Annotated in this window: 20 protein-coding genes and 2 pseudogenes; 14 read left to right on the top strand and 8 right to left on the bottom strand. The window is 49.8% G+C overall.

The genetic code is table 11. From position 1 onward, the window contains the following. The first annotated feature begins 51 nt into the window (after positions 1-51). Positions 52-624 carry a TetR/AcrR family transcriptional regulator gene (locus EO763_RS04425; RefSeq protein ID WP_161528212.1) on the top strand — a complete coding sequence of 191 codons (573 nt, stop codon included), beginning with the start codon at positions 52-54 and terminating at the stop codon, positions 622-624. Between the two features lie 57 nt (positions 625-681). On the opposite strand, the gene EO763_RS04420 is transcribed toward EO763_RS04425, so the two are convergent. Together EO763_RS04420 and EO763_RS04415 are read right to left on the bottom strand one after the other, a co-directional pair. Next, entirely contained in the window at positions 682-1,152 is a 471-nt protein-coding gene (locus tag EO763_RS04420) for a FidL (protein WP_161528211.1), read from the bottom strand. Next, positions 1,139-1,813 carry a winged helix-turn-helix domain-containing protein gene (locus tag EO763_RS04415; protein ID WP_244322059.1) on the bottom strand — a complete coding sequence of 225 codons (675 nt, stop codon included), beginning with the start codon at positions 1,811-1,813 and terminating at the stop codon, positions 1,139-1,141. Before EO763_RS04415 ends, EO763_RS04420 begins: the two co-directional genes overlap by 14 nt. Before the next feature lie 725 nt (positions 1,814-2,538). On the opposite strand from EO763_RS04415, the gene EO763_RS04410 reads away from it, so the two are divergent. The 5 genes from EO763_RS04410 to EO763_RS04390 all read left to right on the top strand — a co-directional run bounded on the left by EO763_RS04410 (position 2,539) and on the right by EO763_RS04390 (position 8,155). After that, complete coding sequence (locus tag EO763_RS04410) at positions 2,539-3,087, top strand: fimbrial protein (RefSeq protein WP_161528210.1); 549 nt, start codon at positions 2,539-2,541, stop codon at positions 3,085-3,087. A 133-nt stretch (positions 3,088-3,220) separates the two neighbouring features. Continuing rightward, a complete protein-coding gene (locus EO763_RS04405) occupies positions 3,221-5,719 on the top strand; it encodes a fimbria/pilus outer membrane usher protein (RefSeq protein WP_161528209.1) in 2,499 nt (832 codons plus the stop codon). Between the two features lie 37 nt (positions 5,720-5,756). Then, positions 5,757-6,506: a fimbrial biogenesis chaperone gene (locus EO763_RS04400; protein WP_161528208.1), complete on the top strand. Its 750-nt coding sequence runs from the start codon at positions 5,757-5,759 to the stop codon at positions 6,504-6,506. 17 nt (positions 6,507-6,523) lie between these two features. Then, a complete protein-coding gene (locus EO763_RS04395) occupies positions 6,524-7,558 on the top strand; it encodes a hypothetical protein (protein WP_161528207.1) in 1,035 nt (344 codons plus the stop codon). A gap of 141 nt (positions 7,559-7,699) precedes the next feature. Beyond that, positions 7,700-8,155 carry a fimbrial protein gene (locus EO763_RS04390; RefSeq protein WP_244322058.1) on the top strand — a complete coding sequence of 152 codons (456 nt, stop codon included), beginning with the start codon at positions 7,700-7,702 and terminating at the stop codon, positions 8,153-8,155. 106 nt (positions 8,156-8,261) lie between these two features. Here EO763_RS04390 and EO763_RS04385 read toward each other — a convergent pair whose 3' ends face one another. Continuing rightward, a complete protein-coding gene (locus EO763_RS04385; protein ID WP_044208089.1) occupies positions 8,262-8,753 on the bottom strand; it encodes a DUF2569 domain-containing protein in 492 nt (163 codons plus the stop codon). Between the two features lie 96 nt (positions 8,754-8,849). After that, on the bottom strand, positions 8,850-9,599 hold the full coding sequence (locus EO763_RS04380; protein WP_161528205.1) for an AAA family ATPase: 750 nt from the start codon (positions 9,597-9,599) through the stop codon (positions 8,850-8,852). Between the two features lie 282 nt (positions 9,600-9,881). Between EO763_RS04380 and EO763_RS04375 the strand changes: the two genes are divergently transcribed. Together EO763_RS04375 and EO763_RS04370 are read left to right on the top strand one after the other, a co-directional pair. Continuing rightward, a complete protein-coding gene (locus EO763_RS04375; protein WP_161528204.1) occupies positions 9,882-11,228 on the top strand; it encodes an MFS transporter in 1,347 nt (448 codons plus the stop codon). Beyond that, on the top strand, positions 11,221-12,570 hold the full coding sequence (locus EO763_RS04370) for an enolase C-terminal domain-like protein (RefSeq protein WP_161528203.1): 1,350 nt from the start codon (positions 11,221-11,223) through the stop codon (positions 12,568-12,570). The genes EO763_RS04375 and EO763_RS04370 overlap by 8 nt, the downstream gene beginning before the upstream one ends. Before the next feature lie 104 nt (positions 12,571-12,674). Here the strand turns inward: EO763_RS04370 and fhuE are convergent. The 3 genes and pseudogenes from fhuE to EO763_RS04355 form a co-directional block, all read right to left on the bottom strand. Continuing rightward, positions 12,675-14,918, bottom strand: a pseudogene (fhuE, locus tag EO763_RS04365) (ferric-rhodotorulic acid/ferric-coprogen receptor FhuE). 208 nt (positions 14,919-15,126) lie between these two features. Next, complete coding sequence (locus EO763_RS04360; protein WP_161528202.1) at positions 15,127-16,053, bottom strand: AEC family transporter; 927 nt, start codon at positions 16,051-16,053, stop codon at positions 15,127-15,129. A gap of 147 nt (positions 16,054-16,200) precedes the next feature. Continuing rightward, positions 16,201-17,094, bottom strand: a complete 894-nt coding sequence (locus tag EO763_RS04355) for a LysR family transcriptional regulator (protein ID WP_161528201.1) — start codon at positions 17,092-17,094, stop codon at positions 16,201-16,203. A gap of 377 nt (positions 17,095-17,471) precedes the next feature. Between EO763_RS04355 and EO763_RS23880 the strand changes: the two are divergent. From EO763_RS23880 to EO763_RS04325, 6 genes and pseudogenes are all read left to right on the top strand, one after another. Next, positions 17,472-19,279: pseudogene (locus tag EO763_RS23880) on the top strand (S-type pyocin domain-containing protein). Then, positions 19,276-19,542, top strand: coding sequence for a bacteriocin immunity protein (locus EO763_RS04345; RefSeq protein ID WP_039472102.1), 267 nt, complete (start codon positions 19,276-19,278; stop codon positions 19,540-19,542). Before EO763_RS23880 ends, EO763_RS04345 begins: the two are co-directional and overlap by 4 nt. A 571-nt stretch (positions 19,543-20,113) precedes the next feature. Beyond that, entirely contained in the window at positions 20,114-20,527 is a 414-nt protein-coding gene (locus EO763_RS04340; protein ID WP_044208063.1) for a GNAT family N-acetyltransferase, read from the top strand. Positions 20,528-20,556: 29 nt separating this feature from the next. Continuing rightward, entirely contained in the window at positions 20,557-21,246 is a 690-nt protein-coding gene (locus EO763_RS04335) for a helix-turn-helix transcriptional regulator (RefSeq protein WP_039507695.1), read from the top strand. 14 nt (positions 21,247-21,260) lie between these two features. After that, on the top strand, positions 21,261-22,586 hold the full coding sequence (locus EO763_RS04330) for a purine-cytosine permease family protein (protein ID WP_039494812.1): 1,326 nt from the start codon (positions 21,261-21,263) through the stop codon (positions 22,584-22,586). A gap of 371 nt (positions 22,587-22,957) precedes the next feature. Next, a complete protein-coding gene (locus EO763_RS04325; RefSeq protein ID WP_161528200.1) occupies positions 22,958-24,823 on the top strand; it encodes an Svx/AvrXca family virulence/avirulence protein in 1,866 nt (621 codons plus the stop codon). 124 nt (positions 24,824-24,947) lie between these two features. On the opposite strand, the gene azuC is transcribed toward EO763_RS04325, so the two are convergent. Continuing rightward, positions 24,948-25,004 (bottom strand): stress response protein AzuC, encoded by a 57-nt coding sequence (azuC, locus tag EO763_RS23875; protein WP_125176151.1) that lies wholly within the window; start codon positions 25,002-25,004, stop codon positions 24,948-24,950. Positions 25,005-25,317: the final 313 nt, after the last annotated feature.

Below are 25,317 nucleotides of genomic sequence, written 5' to 3'. Positions count from 1 at the left end.
AGAGCAAAAATTGTATTTGAGCAATTGCTCAAAGTCAACGCGGGGACAGTAATGAAAGAGACGACGACAGCGCTAAAAGACAAAATCCTTGATGGCGCAATCGAGCTGTTTATTGAGAAAGGTATAGAGAAAGTCACAACGCGCGAACTGGCGGAACACGTTGGTATTTCGCGCAGCCATCTTTATCACTACTTCCCTGACTGGCAGACGCTATCAATTGAGGCGCTAACGGCATTCATGCAGGCAGATTTGGAAAACGTCGCAGCAGAAATCGCCACGTTGACGCCGAGAGAAAAACTGCATGAGCTGGTGAAGAATTACCTGCCGGATACGACTGACGTCATCTGGAATCTGTATGGAGCGCTATGGCAGTTGGCTGTTCACAATGCCGCTTACGCAGAACTTGCCCATATAATGGCAGAGAAATGGTTTGCCTTACTGGAAGAGATCATCGCATCAGGCGTCGCGGCCGGTGTCTTTAAAAATACCGATACTCAGCGCGTTTCCCGCCAGCTAGGCGCGCTGTTAAACGGCTACTCCGATCATTTGATTATTAATCCTGATCCCGCTGATTTTCAGCAAGCGACTGAAGATATTGATGATTTTATACAACGCGTGTTGTGAAACGCTTAGTCAGTACACCCCGCATCGCGATTAATGCGTGCTCTTGTTCCACACGCATTAATCGCGGATATTACACGCCATCTTGGATTGAACGGTACTAATCAGATAAGCATGCTTCGTCAGCATTTCGAACTGGACGACATCATTTTCAGCTAATATCGGAATCGCTTCATCGGGGGCATTATCATTAATATTTTTATTCATCGCGATATTGTGCACCACCAGACGGTTGCCATCCCACACAGAATCAAAGCTGAACGTGCGCCGAATCGTCAGCGGCACGCTATCCTCGCCAATATAAAGACCGTTGACCAAAACCAGTGCTCTGTTTTGTTTATTGAGATAAAAATAGACATCATATTCCGTTCTGATTTGCCGATCTTCTATGTAGAGCTTTATCTCAGCCTGACAGACCAGCGGTTTTCTGTGTAAATTACTCTTTAAATAAAAAAGGGTTCCCAGAGAGAATGCAATAAAAAGCACCAACATGGTGCAAAGAATCTTCTTCCTAACTTTAATTATTAACATAAGTTACACATCCCTTCCCATCCTTCTTGCAGGAAATAACGATTTCACTCTTCTTATCCAGCATTTCAGATATAACGCTTTTTTTCGGCAGAAAGAACAATGTGTTATCTGAACACAGGTTTTCATAGTCGGTCGGGAGGGGATAGCCAACGCTATCATATAAATAGAAAAGATCGCATTTCCCGTTCATCTTCACATCGACAAGATGCCTATACGGGAAACGATTTACGTTCTCCAGCGTGAGCAGGAAAATCCCCACTACCGTTGCGCAGATGAGAAAGAACTTGATGTATTGCTGTTTTTTTACGGGTTCAGGAATGGCGTAATGTTCTATAGAAAATGGCTTTTTTCCTTCACAAGAACCCTCCTCAACATCCTGATTTAATGCTTCTTTCTCTTCTCGTTCTTCACCCATTGCTGGCTGGATAACAATACTGTTAACGTTAAAAACAATCCCCAACTTAGGAATAGTCACAATCGAATCTGAAAGATCAAATTCGCGTAATACCTTTCTGAGTAGAGAGAGATAGTTGTTGAGATTATTAAGAGAAGGGCAAAGCGCGTGCTTTTCCAGCGCCTCCTTTAACAAAAAATCACGACTTAACGTTACCCCCTGATTCTCTATTAGCAAGCAGAGCAATCGAGAAATAGGAAAGCTCAAAGAGGTTGCTTCGCTTTCACGTTTCTATCCATGCAAGTGTTCCATCTCCCTCATTAAAAATGATTAAATCATTAATAAAATAAACCATACGTTCTTTTTCCATCAAGATTAAGAGGCGTTATTCGTTTGTTATAATAAGTAGCTTGATAGATACGTCATCTATAAAAGCAAATAAATTATATACATAAGCTGACAGGCCTATCTTCGCAAGGATAAAAACTTACTTATTTATTGTCAAAGGTTATTTATCATTCGTTTAAGATCCATATAAAAAAAAGACATTTCATTATTTTTATAATAACGACAGAAATTTTACATCATTGCCACACAAGGAAAAAAAATAGCAAATAACATATTGAATTAAAATGATTTATGTATAAAAACGATATTTACCCATTGAGATAGTGTTGAAATAAGAAAATATCACAACAGAATAAAAACCTAAATAAATGTAAATTTAAAAAATAAAATCTAAATAAATGTATTCAAATCAATACATTTGACCATGCCCCCCCCCATTATTACCATTAACCACGTTCCTGAGTAATCGACTGGGCAGGCGGGTAAGTATATTCACCATCTGAAAAACCGGCGAACCTCCAGTCAATCAACAGAGACATTACAAAAGAGAAGGCATTATGCATGAATGCACTGAGCATTCATGAGAGTAGCGTTCACGTTTCAACATTCACTTTTAAAAAAGTAACCCACAGAGAGAGCACAATATGAAATTATCAAAAATCACCCTAGCATCCCTTATCTCCGTCATTTTTTCTGTCAGCGCACATGCCGCAGATTCACATAATGGATCGGTGACATTTAAGGGAAAAATTATTGATACACCTTGCTCAGTATCTCAAGACGATCTGCATCAAACGATCGAGTTTGGCGAAATCAGCAAAACCGTGCTGGAAAAGGGTGGCACCTCAGAAATGAAGCAGTTTGATATCACCTTAAAAGATTGCAGCCTGGATACAGTAACCAGCGCTAAAATTGTTTTCTCCGGCGGCGTAGCATCGGGTACCAATAATCAACTGCTGGCATTAAACGGCAGCGCAGCTGGTGCAGGCATTGCCGTAGAGCGAGGCGGTGAAAAAATTAAATTCGACGGAACCACACCAGCCGTACCCGCTACTCCGCTGGCAAATGGGGATAATATTTTCTCCTTCACGTCTTATGTCGCAAAACTCCCAACGCCACAGGAAGGGAAATCACCGGTAATCACGACAGGTTCCTTCGTCAGCACGGCTAATTTTGTTGTGTCCTATCAATAAAATTCCGTTGCGCTAACAACAGGGTATAAGCAATCAAATGGGGAGGCCTCCTCCCCTATACCTACATTATTCCCCATATCGCTTGATATGCATGAATAACCACAATGCGGCATCTATTCAAGTAGATATTCCTATGGCAATGAAGAATATTACGTTCAAAGAAAAAATAAAATCCGCGTTATTTCGCGGCGGTATTTTTATTTTTTCTTTGAATACAACATCGCTTAGTGCAACGGAATTTAACGTTAACGTACTGGATGTCGACGATCGTAGTGAAATTGATCTTAGCCATTTTTCCGATCCCGAATACGTCACGCCCGGCGCTTATCTTTTATCCCTAAAGGTGAACTCGCGTGAAATACAGCAGTTGATCGTTAACTATCTGCCGGAAGGCAATAATCGCTCTCGCCCAACGGCCTGCCTTCCGCCTGAACTCGTCGATAAACTGGCGCTGAAAAAAGAAGCACGCGACAAAATCGAATTATGGAATAACGGCGCGTGCGTCGATCTGACCCCCATTGCTGGCGTTAAAGTCTCTAACCAGATAGGAATGGGAACGCTGAATATTACGATTCCTCAGGCATGGCTGATGTACAGCGATCGCAACTGGATTCCGCCCGAGCAATGGGATCATGGTATCGGCGGTGCGCTACTGGACTACAACCTCGTCGGGAACGTACGTCGTGATACCAACGGCAAAGGCACATCACACTATCTCAGCAGCTACGGCACGGCCGGATTCAACCAGGGAGCCTGGCGCTATCGTGCTGATTACCGCTATTTTCTGCAAAAATCGCGCAACTCGAATAGCGATCGTTTCTCGTGGGATCAGTTTTACGCCTATCGTCCGCTGCCAACGCTTTCAGCCGACCTCAAGCTGGGGGAAATGTATTTCAGCAGCAACCTGTTCGATAGCTATCGCTTTACTGGCATCTCATTAGCCAATAACGATAACATGCTTCCCCCTTCGCTGCGTGGCTACGCGCCCGAAATTCGCGGCGTCGCCAAATCAAACGCGACGGTGACCGTCACGCAAAATGGCAGGCTGATTTATGAAACCACCGTGCCTGCCGGCCCCTTTGCGATTCAGGATATGAAAAACGGCGTCAGCGGGACGCTGGATGTCAGCGTGACGGAAGAAGACGGTACGGTGACGACGTTCCAGACCGAATCGGCCAACCTGCCTTACCTGACTCGGCCGGGACATGTGCAGTATAAACTCGCCGCCGGTAAGCCCTCGAATACCAACCATCGTCTGCAAGGTCCGGCCTTTTCTGCCGCCGAAGCCTCATGGGGATTATCCAACGCGTGGTCGGTGTACGGCGGCACTATTTTGTCCGATGGCTATCAGTCCTGGTCTACGGGCATCGGGAAAAACCTCTACCTGCTGGGCGCGCTATCCGCTGACGTCACGCAGTCACGCGCCACGCTCCCGGCACCGTACTCGTCGCAAATGGGACATGCTTTCTCGCTCAACTGGTCTAAATACTTCAACTCGATCGATAGCCAGATCAGTTTTGCGGGCTACCGCTTTTCAGAGAAGACCTACATGAGCATGGCGCAGTATCTCTATGCGCTGAATTTTGATAGCCGCTATCGCAATGAAAAAGAGCGCTACACCATTACGCTGTCAAAAAACTTCGCGACGCAGGAATCATCCTCCGTACTAAGTGGGCTATCGACCTACGTCACCTATACGCGCCAAACCTACTGGAATGAAACGCAGCAGGATCGCTACGGGATTTCACTTAACAAGTACCTTGATATTGGTGCATTTAAAGGCATTGCCGCGAATTTATCGGCCTACCGCACCGAATTCAACCGCCGTACCGATGACAGCCTGTACCTGAGCTTTTCTATTCCACTCGGAGAGAAGGATCGCCTGAGCTACAGCATGGGGCGCTACAACGACGGCAGCAATCAGGCGCTGACCTATTCCAATAACGCCGATCCGCGTCGGACCTGGAACCTGAGCACCCGACACGACAGCAAAGAGAAGACTTACCTGAGCGGCAACTATACCCATCTGGCACCCATGACGGATGCCACCGTAGGCGTCGCCTGGCAGCAGGATCGCTACACCTACCTGAACGGCTCACTTCGCGGCGGGATTACCGCAACCCGCCACGGTGTCGCGGCACACCCGAAAGGCAATCAGGGCGGCACCCGTATCATGGTCGACGCCGAGCAAGCGGGCGTGCCGTTCTCTGGCAGCCAGGTAGAGACTAACCGCTATGGTCTGGCCGTGATTGCTGGCACCAGCAGCTACTACGATGTGTCGACCCGCATTGATGTACAGAAATTACCGTCAGACATTGAAGCAGTAACGACGGTAGTTCAGGGCACGCTGACAGAAGGTGCAATCGGCTACCGCAAATTCGACGTGGTGAGCGGGGCAAAAATCATGGCGAACGTTGCATTGGCCGATGGCAAACATCCCCCGTTCGCCGCTCAGATCAAAAACAAGAAAGGTCGCGATATCGCCATGATCGCCAACGGCGGGCAGGCCTACATCACTGGTGTGTCGCCTGACGAAACGCTGTCCGTCATCTGGGAGGGGAGAACACAGTGTGTCATCACCCTGCCCCCGGCCTTAAATCACCTTGATGCACTGCTGCTTCCCTGTAAATAAGCGGCGCAAAGAAAGAGAAAAATCTGGAGAGTACGTTATGAAACACACCATTTATCAGCGAGCAGCAGGGTTCCTCATAGGCTGCCTATGTTTGATGCCCTCAGCCTATAGCGCCCTAAGCCTCGATCGCACCCGCGTTATTTTTAACGATGAGGAGCAATCCGCGACGGTCATGTTGATGAATCAAAACGCAGAGAATCCGTTTCTAGCGCAGTCCTGGCTGACGGACGACCAGCACAATAAAGTAGCAACACCGCTGATGGTGCTGCCGCCGTTACAGCGTATAGAAGCAAAAGGATATAGCCTGATCCGTCTGGTCAAGACCGAACAAATCAGCCAATTGCCAACCGACCGCGAATCGCTGTTTTACCTTAACGTCCGGGAAATTCCCCCCAAGACGGACAAACCTAACGTATTACAGATAGCCATTCAGTCTGAAATTAAGGTGTTCTTCCGTCCCCGTGGCGTAAAGCCAGCCAAAGACGAAATCTGGCAGGAAAAACTGATCGTCCGAAAAGCGGGAAACACCTTTCAGGTCGAAAACCCCACACCGTACTACATCACGGTCAGTGGCATCCTGAAACAGCCCAAAGCGACACGCGTCCCCCCCACCAGCCTGCTGAAGGACAACGCTTTTATGGTCGCGCCACGCTCAACCCTGTCGGTTGAGGTGAATGACGGCACGGTCGATCGCTTCTATCTGTATTACGTCAACGACTACGGCGGCCATCTGGAGTTGCCTTTTACCTGCGCACAAAACCAGTGCCAGCCCACCATCCGTAAATGAGCTACAGGGAACCCGCCATGTCTTGGTTAGCCATTCGTCAACATCGCACTGTCGCCCTCTGCGCTTCACTCTTATTCGGCTTAACGGCGTTTAACGCCAGCGCGCTGGAATGCCGACTGGGTACAGTGACTGGCCCAGTAAACGATTATGAGGATATCGGTACGCTAAAGATCCCAGCGACCTTGCCTATCGGCAGCCGCCTCTGGACGTCAAAAGCCTATACCCGCAACCTAGCCTGCTGGGCGTATAAATCCGTGCGCTCAAAGGGTGAGATGTCCTACTTCTATCCCAATCCCGAAGGAAGGGCCATCAGTCAAGGGGTAGGCATTGGCATCATCTATAACGGACAGGATCTCGGGGTGATTACCAATGGCGGCACTACCGCATCCAGCGTCTCCACAGGACAGTGGGTCGTACCGGGCCCCAGCGGTTCAACGCCGCCGTCCAACCCGACCATGCTGAATGTCACGGTGCAGTTCTATCTCGAAAAAACGGGGAATATCACCGATACCACGGCGGGCGTGGATGCGCTGCGCGTCTTCCAGATTGACGGAGAAGGGGGCATCAACGACAAACCCGGCAGCAACTATGGTTTAACCCTGTCAGGACTACACGGCATCGACATTATGCAGTGCGCCGCGAAGATCAACGTCTTGCCTGACAGCTATGTCGATTTTGGTACGGTCAGAGCGTGGTCGGGTACGGAAGCCAACGCGCTAGCGCAAACGGAATTCCACATCAACGTATCAACCGACGACGGAGAAGACTGCGGCAAGGGATTCGCTCTGGACATCAACTTTGATGCCTCTTCACGGGGAAATTCACTCGTCGGGATAGACGGCATGAACATGGGAAATGGCGCTACGCTGAAGATCGAAGATACGCGCAGCGGCAATAACGTGGTGTTTAACCAGTTTATCGGTCTGGTTGACGGCCTGACAGCATCGAGCGGTCAGGTTGAACGGCGCTATACGGCCCGGCTCTACGCCTCCGGTCCCGCGGTGATAGGCGATACCGAGAAAAATATTATCCTACGGTTTAATTATCATTAATCCGTCTTCCTACGCGAGATCGCAACGATGATAAAACACAGCAATACAGTAGCGAAAACCAGGTCGCGCGGCCCCCTACTCGCCTTCACACTTGGCCTCATCGCGCTGCATTCAGGTGTATCCTTCGCGCAGCAGATGACAATGCTGAATGATCGCGAAGTGACCTTCCGCGTTTTAGTCGTCAACGCCGCTTGTAATGTGAGTACGGAGAGCGAGGCGATTGTGGTGGACATGAGTGAAGTCTCTGACCGCTATTTAAAAACCAATCGCTACGGTGACTGGCATGACTTCACGATTAACCTCACGGATTGCAATCTGGACACCTACCAAAACGTCACTATCCGTTTTTCAGGCAAAGAAGAACCGCTCTTGCCTAAGCGGCTGGCACTGGATACGCCATCTAGTGCCAAAGGCATCGCGGTTGGCATTTATCATGCAAACAAACTGGTCGGCATCAACAGCAGCACGGACAGCATTGTGCTGCAAAGTGGAGACAATACCATTCCCTTTTCAGCTCGTATCGAAAAGATACGCGACGATTTGATTCAATCCGGCGATTTCATGGCAACGGCGAATTTCACGTTGAGCTATTTATAGCGGGTTAAAGGACAAAAACCGGGCCGCCATGTTGTTTGCTAAACACTGGCGGCACAAGCATTGATTCACGGCTAACGCTATTATTTAACAGCTAAAAACCTATTCGCTAGCGGCTAAACACCAGCGGAATCCTTTTCGATAACAGAAAATACGGAATCCAAACGGCAATGCCAAAGAACGAAGAGGCTATTGCGCGAATATCGCCAGTATCGAGCTGGACATTAAACAAATAAGCCGGTAGCAATGTCATATACCCCACCAGCAGTGCACTAATGAAGTAGTAGGCCACCATGACATTCCGCGTTTGTTTTTTACGTCGGAAGAAGGTCATCGCGGTAAAAATTTCCAGCGCGAACATGGCAAACAGGAAAAACACCAGGGCCAACGCGTAATAGCCGAGAAATCCGGTGTTCTTAAAGTGAATAATCATCGAATTGATAATGTCGTACAGCGAGAACGGCGTTGTAATGACAGAGAGAATAATCCCCAGCGCTGGAAGGTAGAGAATACCGTTAATCTTCTGCTGTTCTTGCTCTTCACACTCGGAACACAAGCCAGACTCTTTACGCGCATCGTTATCGCAGTGTAGGCACTTCATTTCTTAACTCCCTGTAAATATGTTCCAAAAGAAAAAGACGGTTTCCCATCTTGATATCATGCTAATTGTCGCTTATTCGCGAAACGATGTTAATCCCTAGTCTGCCATCAGCTCGCGCAGCATGCGCTCAGGGTTGTTCAGGAAAGCACGCGTGATCTGGTAGTGTTCCGTGTCCTCATACGCGACTTGCTGTATTCCGTCTTCACCGAACTGAAAGATCGTGGCATCGGGATACGCCATCAGAATCGGAGAGTGGGTCGCGATAACAAACTGCGACCCTTCACGGATGAGATCGTGCATGCGGGCAATCGCCGCCAACTGCCTGCTGGGCGACAGCGCGGCTTCCGGTTCGTCGAGCAGATAAATGCCCTCTTTACCAAACCGATTGAGCAACAGCGCCATGAAAGATTCACCGTGGGATTGTTCATGCAGAGAATGCCCACCATAGGAGTTAATCACCGGCGGATCAAAACCCGGTTCGCTATCCAGCCGCTCAATCTCTGTCGCAACATTGAAGAAACTCTCCGCTCGTAAGAAGAAACCGTTTTTAGGCTTCTTGATGCCTTTCGCCACTCGCAAGAAACTCGACAGTCTGGAATGCGACGTACGGGTGCCGAAGTTGAAATTGCGGGTCCCGCCTTCCGGGTTGAATCCCATCGAAACGGCAATGGCTTCTAACAGCGTGGATTTCCCTGCGCCATTTTCGCCGATAAAGAAAGTGACTTTCGGATGCAGTTCCAGCTTATCCAGCGAGCGAATCGACGGAATAGAAAACGGATACACCTCGAATGAATCGACCTTTTCCTGTGTCAGCGCGATTTGGCTGATGTATTGCGTTGAGATCATTCTCTGTCTTCCTGACGGGTAATGATGATGAGTGAGTCGCGTGTTTTTTCCATTACCTTAGCAAACGAATAAAAAGCGTCAATGCCTGATACTCATCCCCCATCAGGCTGTGATCGCCGTCGCAGATGTGATATTTCCTCACTTTTTCCTAATTGCGCTGGCCGCCTTCATTTTCGCCGCCACTGTGGAGTAGCACAACGCATGCTGGGCATCTGCACATGGTTATTCCTTTCACTCATTTCCTATAACACTTTCGTAACCTACCTACGCAAGGTGTAAAAAATGACAGCGACAACAACCTTATCATCTGCCCACACCAGAGAGGCACATCTCGCCTCGGCCATTGCCAAATTCTTCAAGCGTATTATCCCGATGCTGGCCGTTATGTTGATTATTAATCAAATAGATAGGTCAAATATCGGATTTATAAAAGCAGAACTCCAGACCGATGCTGGCATCAGCGCGGCGGCATTTGGTCTTGGCGCAGGGCTTTTCTTTATCGGCTATGCGCTGTTTGAAGTGCCCAGTAACCTGATGATGAAGAAATTCGGGGCGCGAGTGTGGCTGACTCGCATCATGATTACCTGGGGAGCCGTCGTGGTCGCGACGGGCTTTGTCACCAGCCCTATCCAGTTTTATGTCCTGCGTTTTTTACTCGGCGTAGCAGAAGCGGGTTTCTTCCCCGGCGTGCTGTATTACTTCCGGCTCTGGGTGCCTAACGCCTGGCGCGGCCGGGCAACGGCGCTGATCCTCAGTGCCAGCGCGGGGGCGTTTCTCTTCTCCGGCCCGATTACCGGAGCCATCCTGATGATGCATGATTTCCTCGGCATTGCAGGCTGGAAATGGGTGATGTTTTTAGAAGGCGCGGGGTCGATTTTGGTCGGGATTCTGGCAGCTTTCGTACTGGTCTCCAGCCCTGATAAAGCCCGCTGGCTCAGTGCAGAAGAAAAACAGGCGTTGGAGCAACAGCTACAACAGGAAGAAATAGAGCGCGACGCACAGCAGGAAAATACCGGAAAACTACGTTTACTGACGGACCGCAGAACGCTGTTCTACTGCGCCATCTTCTTTACCATGACCATGACGGGTTACACGCTGGTGTTCTGGCTCCCGCAGATTATCCAACGTATTCAGGGGTTCAGCAGTTTCGGTATCGGGCTGCTTACCGCCATCCCTTGGCTGTGCGCCATTATCGCCATCAACCTTGTCAGCAAATTTAGCGACAAACATCGCCAGCATTTACCTAAAGCGCTAGGCGTCGCCATGCTGATTGCCGCCTGCGGCACGTTTATGGCGACGATCGGATCGCCGTGGTTCGGCTTCCTCGCCATGATCGTTGCCTGCATTGGCTCAAAGGTCAGCGCCACCTTCTTCTGGCCCATGCCGCAGGGCAACCTGCCTGCATCCATCGTCGCACCGGGGATCGCTCTGATCAACTCCATCGGCAACCTCGGGGGCTTCGTCGCGCCTACCGTCTTTGGCTATCTGGAATTAAAAACCGGCAGCACAACGGGCGGGCTCTATTCGCTGACCGCCGTTTCCGTCGTCACCGGTCTGTTCTTATTGCTGCGTAGCACACACGCCACGCCGCCCAGTTCATTCAAACCTATGGAGCATCGAAATGTCTGACAGCCCTATCATTAAAAAAATGGAGGTCATTCCGGTCGCCGGATATGACAGCATGCTTTTGAATATTGGCGGTGCGCACAACTGCTACTTCACCCGGATTCTGGTGACGCTGACAGACAGTGCGGGCAATACCGGCGTAGGGGAATGCCCCTGCCATTCCAGCACGCTCTCGGTGCTCAACGATTTCATCCCACAGGTGGAGGGAACCTCATTACTCAAGCTGAACACCACGCTGAGCACGCTGTTTAAAAGCGATAAGCGCAATCTGAGTAGCGGACAAAGCGACAATACCGCGATTCACATTCCACAGATGAACCCGGAGAAATTTTATAATGCGGTCGCCGCGACGGAAGCCGCGCTGCTGGATCTGACCGGTCAGTTCTTAAACCTTCAGGTCGCAGAACTGCTGGCAAGCGGCAAGCAGCGCGAGTCGATTCCGATTCTGGGATACCTTTTTTACATTGCCGACCGCACGAAAACCGATATGAATTACCTGCCCGGCGAAACCGGAAAACACGACTGGTTTTATCTGCGCCATCAGGCAGCCATGGACGACGACGGCGTGATTCGTCTGGCAGAAGCCGCCAGCGATCTTTACGGTTTTAACGATTTCAAACTCAAGGGCGGCGTGCATCACGGCGAAAAAGAGGTTGAGACGGTAAAAACGCTGCTGCGCCACTTCCCAGGCTCGCGGGTTACCGTGGATCCCAACGCCAGTTGGTCTCTGGATGAATCAATACGCTTAGGTCGGGAGCTACAGGGGCAAATACCGTATCTGGAAGATCCGTGCGGCGCAGAGAACGGCTATTCCGGCCGGGAAACCCTCGCCGAATTCCGACGCGCCACCAACATTCCCGTAGCAACCAATATGATTGCTAACGACTGGCGCCAACTTAATCACGCACTCCAGTTGAACGCCATCGATATTCCGCTAGCCGATCCGCACTTCTGGACCATGCGCCATGCCAATACCGTGGCGCAGCTGTGCCACGAATGGGGATTAACCACGGGCTGCCATTCCAACAACCATTTCGATATCTCGCTCGCCATGGTGGCTCATCTGGGTGCCGCCGCGCCGGGCGAACGCATCACGCCGTTTGATACCCACTGGATATGGCAGGATGGGCAACAGCTCACCCATGAAGCCCCGCGGATTGAAAAAGGCCATTTACATTTGCCGGAAGGACCGGGATTAGGGATTACGCTGAACAGGAAACGGGTGGAGGAGGCGCACCGACTTTATCTGTCACTCCCAGATAAAAACCGTAACGACGCGCTCGGTATGCAGTTTTTAATCCCCAACTGGTCGTTTAACGCCAAACGGCCATCGCTGATTCGTTGAGAAAATCCCCCGCCGATGCTGTCGGCGGGGGATGATGTTTTATTTAAGATTTAGACGACATTATCGATCGTCAGAAAGCGTTGCTCGTCAGAAAGCGCTGATCGTCAAAAAGCATAGTTGACGGTCATCGAGACGCTGCGCGGCGTGCCATACACGGCATAAGGCGCAAGGTAGTCGCTATACTCTTTATCAAACAGGTTGTTGATATTCGCCTGTACCGCCAGCTGTTTGGTCACCTGATAGCGGCCAAACAGGTTAACCAGCGCATAGCTGCCCTGCTCGGCACGCAGCGTGGTGTTTTGCGGGCCAGAGCCTTCCTGCCAGATGCCATTTTGCCAGTTCACGCCGCCGCCAACGGTTAAGTCCGGCACCATTGGCAACTGGTAGCGGGTAAACAGCTTGAACGACGTGCGCGGCTGTTCTGGGTTAACCGACTGACCATCTTGATCGTCAACAACATAGCGCGAACCGCCAAACGTCATTTGCAGGTTATCCGTCACCGCACCGTTGACTTCAAATTCGATCCCTTTGCTGACGACACCATCAACTGAACGGTAGGCAAATTCGCCACCACCGCCGGGAATCGCGATTCCCGTTGACTGTCCCACATTATCCTGTTCGATACGGAAAACGGATACCGACGCGGTCAGGCGACTGTTATACCAGTCTCCTTTAACACCGGTTTCGTAGTTTTTTCCCGTCGTCGGAGACAGGTATTTTTTATTACTATCTTTATACGTTTGCGGTTGGAAGATATCGGTATAGCTGGCGTACGCCGACTAGGTCTCGTCAATGTCATACACCAGACCCACATAAGGCGTGACGCGATTATTGCTGGTGTCACCCGTCGAACCAATGATGCTCCAGTCGGTATACCGCGCGCCTGCAATCAGATGCAGCGGATCGGCCAGAGAGAAACGGGCTGAGGTATAGAGCGATTTTTGGCGCGTGGTTGAGTGTTCATAGTCAGCCCAAACGCCCCCCACAAAAGTTCCATTAACCCAAGATCCCCATGTCGGATCGGCAATATTGCCATCCCAGTTATAGTAATTACCCATATCTGTCGGGCTGATCGTGGATTGCGTGTTATAGAACTGGCTACGTTGTCGACTGTAGCTGCCGCCTATTACCAATTCATGTTGGCGTCCCAGTAGTTCGAACGGGCCGGAAGCATAGGTATCCATCGCATCAACTTTACGGGTACCCTTATTCCATCCACCGTAAGCACCAACATTACCGCCGAACGGATCAACCAGTATTCCGGTATCTTTATCTGGGAAACCATTGGCATACATCAGCTTGGAATCGAAGTTGGTTTCACCATGCGTTCCGTTCATACGCACCTGCCAGCCGTTATCAAAACGCTGGGTTAGATCGGCAAAAACTTTTCTCGATGTTTTATCGGAGTAGCTCCAGTTCGGTGCAGAGTTAACACTACGGCCGAAATGCGTACGGCTGCCGTCAGTGAACCACGTCGGCAAGCCGCCCCACGTTGGGCTATCGGTATTGGCTTCCTGATAATCATAACCGAGGGAGAGCGTCGTCGAATCAGTCACATCGGCATCGATCACGCCGTAGAGGAATTTTTTGCGGTTGTGGTAACGATCGAGCCAGGTGTCGTTATCCTGATAGCCCGCAATGACGCGTCCACGCACATTACCGGACTCCGTCAGCGGTGCAGACAGATCGGCCACCATCCGTTGTTTATCCCACGAACCGTAGCTGCCGGATACTGAGCCTTTGAACTCGCGGCTGTCCGCATGCTTGCGCACCATGTTTACCGCGGCAGAAGGGTTGCCCGTTCCGGTCATTAACCCAGTCGCCCCACGCACCACTTCGATACGATCGTAGATCGCCGTGTCTGAGCCTGAATCACCAAAATCCCAGATTTCGTTAACCACCGTCGGAATGCCGTCGAACAGATAATTATTGATGCGGAAGCCACGCGCGAAATACGTCACACGTTCGGAGTCGATAATTTTAGAAGACACACCCGTCGTGTTAGCCATCACCTCGCCAATCGTTTCCAGACCCTGATCTTCGATACGCTGCTGGCTGATGACGCTCACCGACTGTGGGATATCACGCGGTGTCAGCGTCATCTTCGTTCCGGCGTTAGTCACTTTCACGCTGTAATCCTGCGGATCGCTGGCTTCCGCGTTGGCATTGGCATTAGCGCTAACGACAAGCGTATCGCCTGAAGCGGGATTTTCTTCGGCAGCGGCCTGAGCGGGCAGGAAAGAGGCTGAGATCAACAGGGCAAGAAGAGAGACTCCGAATGGTTTTGCTCCGGCCAGCGAAGAATCACAAACGCGCGTTTTTTCGGCGCGAGTAACTCTAAAAGACATGGTATATCCTCGGTTAACTGATGGTGATTTTGGCGAGATGCTGAGGCGTTTTTTGTCAACATTTGCACGGAAAGGTAAATGATAACTATACTCATTATTATTGTCATTTCAACGCAAGGATTAATTTACTTAAAATACAAATAGATAAAAAAGAACAAATCACCACATCGTTAGCAAGGCATTGTTACAAAAAGAACATTCGAGGAATTTATGACAGTCCGCTCAGCCCAAGGACGGCAATCGGCAGCGCAATGCCCGCCACCAGTGTCTGAACCGCAATGATGCCCGCCATCAATGGCGCATCACCACCCATCTGACGAGCCATGATGTAAGACGACGATGCCGTCGGCAGCGCCTGAAACAGCAGTGCGGCAATCGCCGCTGGGCCAGACAGACCAAAGAGGTGGCAGGCGACGATCGTCACCAGCGGCATCGCAATAAATTTCGCGCATGATGCAATCACTACAGGACGCAGCCAGCTACGCGCGGCAGAGAAATCCAGCGCCGCGCCCACGCACAGCAGCCCGAGCGGCAGCGACGCCTGTCCCAATGATTTCATTACTGGTTCAATCCCCGGCAGCAACCCTAACTCGGTAATCTGCAAAGTAATGCCGATGGCACAGGCCACCACCAGCGGGTTTAGCGCCAGCAGCCGCACGATATTCTTGAATGACGGCGTCCCAGCATTACCGTAGCGGGCGAAAATCAAGACACAGAGAATATTGACCGTCGGCACAATCGCCGCGTTCGCGACGGCGGCAAGCGCCACACCGTGTGCACCAAATAGCCCGGCAGCAGCAGACACGCCAACGTAGTTATTAAAACGGACGCCGCCCTGAAATATCGAGGTAAACGCCGCATCATCAACGGGAAAGCAGCGGCGTACTGCAACCAGCCCGACAGCGACAGCCAGCGTCGAGCACACCAGCGTCAGGATCATCGCTGCTACCGGCACGCCATCCAGACGCGCTGTCGCCAGCCCATGCAGAAATAGTGCGGGAAGCAGAAGGTAATAACCCAGCCTTTCAGCCTGTGGCCAAAATGCCGCCGTCAGAAAAGCGCGCTGACGTAACCACGCTCCCAACACGATCAGTAGCGCGATAGGCAACAGCGCCAGCAGGAGCGAGACGATCATAGGCTGAAACACCACGGCGCAGAAAATGAAAGAAAGAAGGATTGCGGGTTAGACACCATGAGTCAGTACCTGAAAGTGAAGAAACAGGCACTACCATAGCGGGACTTCTGATGAGAAAAAAACGAGATTAAATCGACATTAACTCAATTATTTCTCATGGATGACATCGTCACCAGACTGTGTTCGAATCGCTTCCGCCAGCGCCGCAGCAAGGCGCGCCGCTGGGCGGTCTTCGCGCTCCAGCAGCACAACACGACGCTGCTGCTGAGGTTCGCCGAATGGGGTACAGACCAGATTATCTAAACGGTTCTTCTCCCGCTCGGACAGTGGAATCACCGCTACGCCAAGCCCACTGGCAACCATCTGAATAATCGCGTCCTGACTGTCCAGCTCCATATCGGTTTGTACCCGCAGCCGCTGGCGACGCAGCTCGCGATCGATAGTTCGCCCAGCCCAGGCACGACGATCGAAACGAATGAAAGGACGATCTTGCAGGAGCTGTCTGGCATCCAGAGATGCCAGCGTCGGTGGGGCAACGATCCAGAATCCTTCCTGATACAATGGCGTGCTCACCAGACCGGTTGGATAAGGTTTTACCGGCTCGGTGGTCACAGCGGCGTCCAGTTCGCCAGCATCAATACGAATTGCCAGCTCCGCCGACATCCCCGAATTCACCAGAACACGCAAGCGTGGATGAGCGCGACGCAATGCGGCCAGCGCAGCGGGCAAAACGCCAGCCAGTGCGGTCTGGATCGCGCCAATTCGCAGGCGTCCGGCCAGTTCCCCACCCTCGCCTAACTCGGCGGCAATGCCGTCATACTGCGCAAGGATATCCCGCGCCTGCTCCACCGCACGATGTCCGGCTTCGGTGAGTACTGGGATGCGACGTGAGCGATCGAAAAGCGACACCTTGAAGTCTTCTTCCAGGCTGCGGACATGCAGGCTGACAGCAGATTGCGTCAGGCATACGGCTTCAGCCGCGCGGGCAAACGATCCATACTGAGCAATCGCAACCAACGTGCGTAAGGCTTTTAACGACATCCGAGCGGCTCTCCGACAGAGACAAACAGGGTAAAAAAAGCACCAAAAACTTCTGACATGATAGGGGTAAGTAAGAATACACAATAGCGCAAGCAGTCATCGCCTTTAGGATTCTAATCATGATGATAACCCAGCACAGAATTATAATGGGGATAATCGACACAATGCGGATCATCGGCAAACATCAAATTCTATATCGTATATAACCTTCAAGTAATTAGATGAATTCTCTGAGAGGAAGAGCTGAATCTAAATAAAAATCTAGTTAACAACGTCAGTATCCAAGCCTGATAGCGGTTTCGATATTGAATCCCCCATAAAAAACGCCCAATATTTAGCCATCAAAAGGAATGGTTTACTGTCAAAGGAGAATGACGATGCCGGGTGCTGCCCGTCTTAACGATATCGGAAGTGGTCATGACTGCTTCCCCGAAACCTCGATAACCGAAGGCAGTCCTGACGTTATCATTAATGGTCAGCCCGCTGCTCGTAAAGGCGATACCGTTCTGCTGCACGGTTGCCCTTGTTCCAATGCACCCCATGGTGTTCATTCCCGAAAAATCGCCGAAGGTTCATCGACCGTCATTATTAACGGTAAAAATGCTGCGTGCATTGGGGATAGTATCAATTGCGGCGGGGTCATTATCTCTGGCAGTGGTAACGTCATCATTGGTGATACCCCACATCGTTCTCCGGTTCAGGAATGCGCAAGGCAAGCGGTGTTGAGCCGTGCGCCATTACTGGCGCTAACACCGATGCTGACTGCACCTCCTGTTTACGCTAAATCCTGTTTGTTTGATGACGGTTGTACGCAGGCAGGAACGGAAGAAGAACCCGTTGAACATTTTGGGGAGATGGTGCTATTTGCCCAGCCAGAACAAGATGACTGCTGTGGTTATGGTCATCATGTTGCGGATAATACGCATGAAGTTGTGCAACATGCGCAGGCGACGAAGAAGAAAACCACGGTATCAGAAAAGGCGATATCTTCACCCAAACTCTCTCCACCTAAACTACCACCACAAGAGCCTTGGTATAAAACGCTGTTTGATTTGTTGGTTGCGGCGGATGACAAACCACTCCCTCAGGCACCTGTTGCCAAATCGCTTACTGAACCTGCCGCAGAAGAGCAAAAAGCCCCTGTCGCCAGCGCCGATGTTGGTTTACTGGCTGCTACGGGAGTCATGACACAAGTTTGGGGGAATGGTCTCTTGGTGGCATGCTGAGTGCGGCAAGAGCGGTGCCGTATATCGGTGCATTGGCCTCCGCGCTTTATATTCCTTCGGCAGGGGAAGGCAGTGATAAGGTGCCGGGGCGAGACGAACATTGGCTGGAAGATGAATTGCGACGTAAAGGCTGGGCTGGTGAAACAGCAACAACTCGCGTCCGGTTTTTCTGGCGCCCTGATATTCATGGAAAAATACAGGTCTATGGAGTCCATACGGGGGAAGGAACACCGTATGAAGGCGTTCGTGTTGCCAATATGGTGTGGGATGCGAAAATTCAGGGCTATACTTTCACTCCTGCGCCCGGTCGGGATGGCCCGACCATCACATGGACACCAGAAAAGCCAGAGGGGTCAGAGCCTGTTGCGCATACAGGAAGTCCGGTCAACCCCATCGATCAACCTACCATCCTGATCTATCCTATCCCAGAAGATGAAACGGAAACTACAACGCCACCGTTTCCTGTGCCAGATGAGCATGATTTTAATGACTGGATCTTGGTGTTTCCTGATGGTTCAGAGATAAAGCCGATCTATGTTTATCTGCAATCAGAGCGGGATAAGCCCGGAACCGTGACAGGAAAAGGTGAGGTATTGAGTAGTGAAGGTAAATGGCTGGAAGCTGCCAGTTCAGGATTAGGTGCACCAGTGCCTACTCAGGTTGCGGATAAACTGAGAGGGCAGAAATTTGAGCGTTTTGATGATTTCAGGGAGGCGTTTTGGTTAGCCGTGGCAGAGTGTCCTGAATTAATGGTGCAGTTTTCGCCTGCTAATAAAGCACTAATTAAAAAAGGTCGTTCGCCTTACGCAGTGCCGAAAGAACAGTCTGGGAGAAGGACTGTGTTTGAAATTCACCATAAAATACGAATAGTTGATGGTGGTGGAGTTTACGATATTGACAATATGTCGATTGCCACACCTAAAAGACATATCACGATCCATTCCAAGGAGAGTTCATGACAATAATAAAGTTCACGCTAAATGATTATACTGAAAAGGATTTCCTTCAATTTGTTAGAGATATTGTTGAAGTGAATTCTTCTTCCGAGGAAGAACATCATAAATGGGTTAGCCATTTTGAAAAACTAGTGGGGCATCCAGATGGTAATGGTGTTATTTATTATCCAGAGGATGACAATGATGGGACTCCTGAAGAGATTGTTAAATTTGTAAAACGTTGGCGGAAATCCCAAGGCCTTCCATTATTCAAAGACTCAAAGTGACTTTTTATTTTGGCCTGCAACCGTGGTAAAAGAGTTACAGGCTGATGATCTTAACGTCTTCCTACAATTTAGCTCGAAAATTGCTATTAGCGCACAAGGTACAGGCGCTCACGACAGCGGAAGTCATGGTAATTTTTAGGACTCTGGACAATCAGCGTGGGATAAACCCGTGACTGGAAAATGGGTGATATTTGAGCAGTGAAGGTAAATGTCTGGAAGCCGCCAATTCAGGATTAGGTCAGATTTATCACGCTCTCTCTCGTTTTTAGTCGGCATCCAATTTCAAAAAAATCATAAAAAATTAACGCATTCATGAAAAACATATTTTTGACACAACATACATTTTTATTATAAATAATCTGGTATTTTCCCTGGTGAGGCAAATACGTGCTTACTTTCTGATTATCATCAAAATACAATCAATGCCTATCAGATTATGCTGTTTATCATAGAGTAATATAGCCACCTAAGAACGAGTGAAATTCACTCTTGCCTAAATACATTTGATATGATAAAGAAGCATTCACATTGGAAGTATAATTTAGCGTGCTAATAATGAGGTTTTATTGTAATGAATCTACATATTACTAACACACCAGATTCGGATGAAGAAGAATTTGTAATAGCAAGCCTTTGGAAACACAATGAACAGTACGAAGCTGTTGATATTTCCCCTCTCTTTTTAAATTTCAAAGACGATGAAAACAATATTATCGCAGGGTTAATCTCCAGAACCTGGTGGGGTGCATTAGAAGTTCAATATCTTTGGGTCAGCGAGAAATATCGTAAAAGTGGGCTTGGCCGCCAACTCATGCAGGCTGCTGAAAAAGAAGCATTAAAGCGTGGTTGCCATCTGGCTTATGTGGATACATTCGGATTTCAGGCTAAGGGATTTTACGAAAAGTTGGGCTACAAAGAATATGGGAACCTACCGGGATATGCGCACAAGCATACTCGACATTACTTAGCTAAATTGATCCGCTGAATTAATTCCGGCCTATTAAGGAGGGCAGGATGCCATCATCACAAGCAAACATGACTGATTATATTCGTAATTTGATTATTATGATGGAATGTTTAAATGAACCATGGGGTATTAAAGATTTATCATCACGCCATGTTTACATGAATAAAGCCGCTTACCTTTATACCAATACGCCAATGCGTTTTGATATTGAAGGACGACTAGATGATGAATTTCCTGCCAGTTGGGCGGAACTTTCTGACGATTTAAAAGAACACGATAGACTAACAGAAAATAGTGAACAAAGAGTCACTGTTATCGAAACACACTATTGGTATGGAAAGAAAACACTGACGCCCTTCGTCAGTGAAAAGATCCCCATCTTTGATGAAAATAAGCTTTGCATTGGTACGATGTGGAATGCCAGGCCTCTGGATACGCGGTCTCCGCTCATCTATATAGACCAAAAGAAGCCGACCACGTTACAAACCGAATTAACAACCAGTATTTTCACCCAATCAGAACTGGATATTATCTTCTTGATACTACAACGTTTATCAAATAAAGAAATAGCCAGAAAAATGAACATATCACCAAAAACAATCGAGAACAGAATATATAACATGTATCAAAAGGCAGAGGTACATTCGTTACCTCAATTTGAAGAATTTTGTCGCCATCTTGGAATCGATGGTTATATTCCTAACTCTCTCATCGAGAAAGGCATTCAATTTATATAAGAGAACCTATCTACATGGAAAAAATAGATGACTACCCAGTCAGCCGCGTTCCGCTGAGTGTCCGGCTGCCTTTTTTAAATGTGGCATTAGTGCACATCGGCATGTTAACCGCGCTAGACCAGTTTATGTTAGGTGCGGTGCTCGGCCATTCAATGACGCTGGGCCAGGCATTTCTCGCCATCTTTATTGGCAGCGCCATTTTTGGCGTGGTGACCGTGGGGCTGGGCTACGCAGGAATGAAAGAAGGGATGTCGGGCAGCCTGCTCGCACGCTGGTGCGGCTTTGGCCGTATTGGTTCCGTCCTGATTGGGCTAGTGATCGCCGTTAGCCTCATCGGCTGGTTCGGTGTCCAGAACGCCGTATTCGCCAAAGCACTTAACTTTGCGATGGAAGATAAGCTCGGTTTTGGCTGGTCTGCCGCCCTGTCCGGCATTGCGTTGACGCTGCTGGTTGCCTTTGGTTTCAGAGCGTTACGCTTCACGGCCAAAATCGCCGTACCGATGTTTGTCATCGTCGTCGGCTATATCTCGATCATGACGCTCTCCGGCCACAATATTGCTGAACTGATCGCCTCCGCACCTAACGGTGAAGCCATTTCCATTAGCGCTGGCGCGACGATGGTCGTAGGCGGCTGTATCGTCGCGAGTTTGATTACTCCCGATATGACGCGCTATTCCCAAAAAGGAAAACACGTTTTCTGGATGACGATGCTGTCGATTATCGTCGGGGAATTTCTGGTGAATGGTCTCGCCATCATTATTGCCCGTGCGCTCAACACCGCAGACGTTGTGACGATCATGTCACAGGCGGCTGGCGGCATCGGGCTGATTGCCGTGATATTTTCGACACTGAGGGTGAACGACATCAACCTTTATTCCTCCTCTTTGGGAATCGCCAATGCGATAGAGGGCGTCACAGGGAAGAAATTACGCTACGTCTCGATCACGCTGGTCATTGGCCTCATCGGCACACTGCTTTCGGTAGCGGGTATTCTGGATCGCTTTATTGATTTCCTGACGCTATTAGGCGTGCTGTTCCCACCGATTATCGGGGTGATGCTGGTTGATTATTATATTTTGCGCACCCACAAGACATTGCTCGCAACCAGCCGTGCCGCAGGCCAATTACCCGACAGTGCACAAACGCCGCTGATTGGCTGGTCGGCTATTATTGCCAGCATTGTCGGCGCCATCGTCGGATTAGCCTTTGAGTGGGGCGTACCGGCATTTAATTCGTTACTGGTCGCCAGCCTGCTTTATTTGGTAATACAGCACCACATCAATAACCACGTTTATTTTAGGAAACTCAAGCATAACCAAAATTTAAAATGGAATAGGTAACAAGATAAAAATAATCTATAATCCAATCGGCCTCTTCTTACAGAGGTCGATATATTTTTTACTTAAGCAAAATAGATCCTAAATAATTCGAGTTACATGCAGGCGGCGACGCGGTGAACCCTCGGAAGCTTACATCAGTAAATGACAGGGGTGAGCGAAGACAAATCGACCTGGTCGATTTGAACGCAGCTTGCTGCGGCCCGTCAGGGCAAGGCTCAAATATGAGCCGAGTATTGCCAACCTACAGGTAACTTGAAGTGTGACGGATATAGGCCATGATGGCCTTGGGATGGGTCTTATCTATCTACGAGGAATTCTCTCTCGTGAAATAATAAGGCTGATTAGCAATATTCATGCTAGGAAAAGGATTTATGCCAAAAATAAAAACACTTATCACGCCACTAAACTGTCTACTCGTTTTAAGTGGCGCATTGATGATCAATACGGCAAACGCCGCTGAGGCTTGTGTCGCGGGTAACTGGCAGGTGGATAGTTCCATCACGGATATGCCTTCCGTGAAATACCAGACTGAGCACTTTGCCTTCCGCTGGAATAATAACGACGTTAACCGCAATGATGCCGTTGCCGCAGGGCAGAAACTGGAGCAAATTTGGGATAAGTTCATTAACCAAATTCAGTTCCCCGAGCCTTATTGCAAACAGACCGTGAAATATAAAGCCAATATTCACATCGACCCGACCTTTGGGCTTAGCGGCGGGATTGCGGGTGGTGGCAGCATGGGAATGTGGATCGGCCCTGCGTCACTCAAGGATAACTGGGGGCTGGCGCACGAATTTACCCATGCATTGCAGGGGCAAACCGGCGGCTTCCAGAGTGCGGGAGATAACTACGTTGGCTGGATTTGGGAATCCCACGCGAACTGGATGACGCACCAGATGGATGAATTCCGCGGTACGTCGGCACACTGCTCGGAAATGCAGGTCAACTATTCGCATATTTATCTGGGTTCAACACGTAACCGTTACTGCAACTGGCAGTTTATGGAATATGTGAAGAACCGCTTTGGCTATGGTGCCATCAACGATATGTGGGCAAAAGCACCGAAATGGGGCGAAAGCGGTCAGTCTACCGCCGATCCGCTGTCTATTTTGCGCACCAACATGGGCTGGAGCCAGTCTGAATTCAACGATGTCTTCGGCGACTGGGCTATGCACAACGTCAACTGGGATTACATCGATCCAGATGGTTTCGACCGTGGTCGTTTCTATCGCTCAACCTACGGCAGCTATGGTGCGGTACAACCCAACCAGAATAACGCCGACCGTTTGCTGAGAACCACCGCACTTGAGCCGGTTGTCGGTGCCAGCGCCAGCCTTCGCCGCTTCTCCGTACCGTTCGATCAGGCTCCGCAGCAGTTAGGCTACAACATCGTCAAACTTATCCCAGAAAGCGGTGCGACGAAAATCACCGTTAAGTTTCGCGGCATGGTACAGAGTAAATCAGCCATTACCCGCTTCCCTGGGCTGAAGAACGATCCAGCGACCATGCCACAGCCTAATTCCGACTGGCGCTGGGGTATTGTCGCTATCGGGTCGGACGGCGTTTCTCGCTACAGTGAATTGCAGCGTGGTGCCTCTGCCACAGTGAAAAACTTCACTATTCGTCAGGACGATCGCGGCATTTACATGGTGGTCATGGGCACACCGTCGCAAATGCAGAAGATCAAGTGGGATCAGGCTTACTACTCCCTTTACCGCTACCCGTGGATGGCTGATTTCACCGGCGTCTGGCCGGAAGGCAGCCAGCCTGGCGCGCCGAATCCAACCGCTAACGGTTCTCGTCACGCAAACGGCGGCGGCTGGGTATCGAACTCAGCCAATGTTGCCCCTACCGCGTACGTCGGGCCTTATGCTCGCGTCATCGGCGGGACGGTGAGAGATAACGCCAGAATTGAAGATCGTGCAACGATTCTGAGCGGAACGGTGGAAGGTCGCGCTGTTGTCGGCGGCCTGACGGTGCTACAGGGTAATACCGTGGTACGCGATAACGCGCGACTGCATACGGTCTTCATGGGGCCGGGTGCGTTTGAGCGCGGTATTGTGCTGTCAGGCAATGCGCAAATGCGTGGAGATGCGGAAATTCGCGGCGCTTCTGCATCACAAGGCGTGTTCTATGGCTTTATTGATGATGAGGAAGTCAGAAGCAGCGCAGCCGGTGCTTACCTGACCGATGCCGTGCCAGAAGTGACGGCCGTTCCGGTTTACAGCACGAAGTAATATCACAACAGAAAGGGGAACTGACTCAGAACCACGTTATGTTGATTCTCAAAATAAGTCGGTCCCACAAATAAACAGGCCGCCCTATTGGCGGCCTGTTTCATACGATGCATAGCACAGACTCTTAGAACAGTGCGCCGGGCGGCACGTCTTTATAGGTATTCAGGTAAGCCGCCAGCATTTTTTTAAAGAAGTTACGCACTTTTTTCACCTTGGTTTTACTTAACTGATTGTTTAACTGAGCGATGGAATGGCTTTTTAGCGATGACTTGTCTTAATGGCGCAATGCCCCGCTTTATGGGGATGAATTGTACACGCTTGGTGAGAGAAAGCACATTTTTTGTGATGCATGTCACACAATGAAATTCACTAATACTCCCCCTACTCCGCCCTTACCCACGATTATTTTCTTTTGTTGCGAATCATTACCCTCAGTGACCAATACGCCGCTGGCTATGCTATGCTCATGATGAAAGACGAAATTTTAGTCACTG

Source organism: Pectobacterium odoriferum (genome assembly GCF_009931295.1).
In the GTDB taxonomy this organism is placed as follows: domain Bacteria; phylum Pseudomonadota; class Gammaproteobacteria; order Enterobacterales; family Enterobacteriaceae; genus Pectobacterium; species Pectobacterium odoriferum.
Note: the sequence above shows the minus strand (reverse complement) of the source record. Positions and strands in the feature narration are given on the sequence as shown.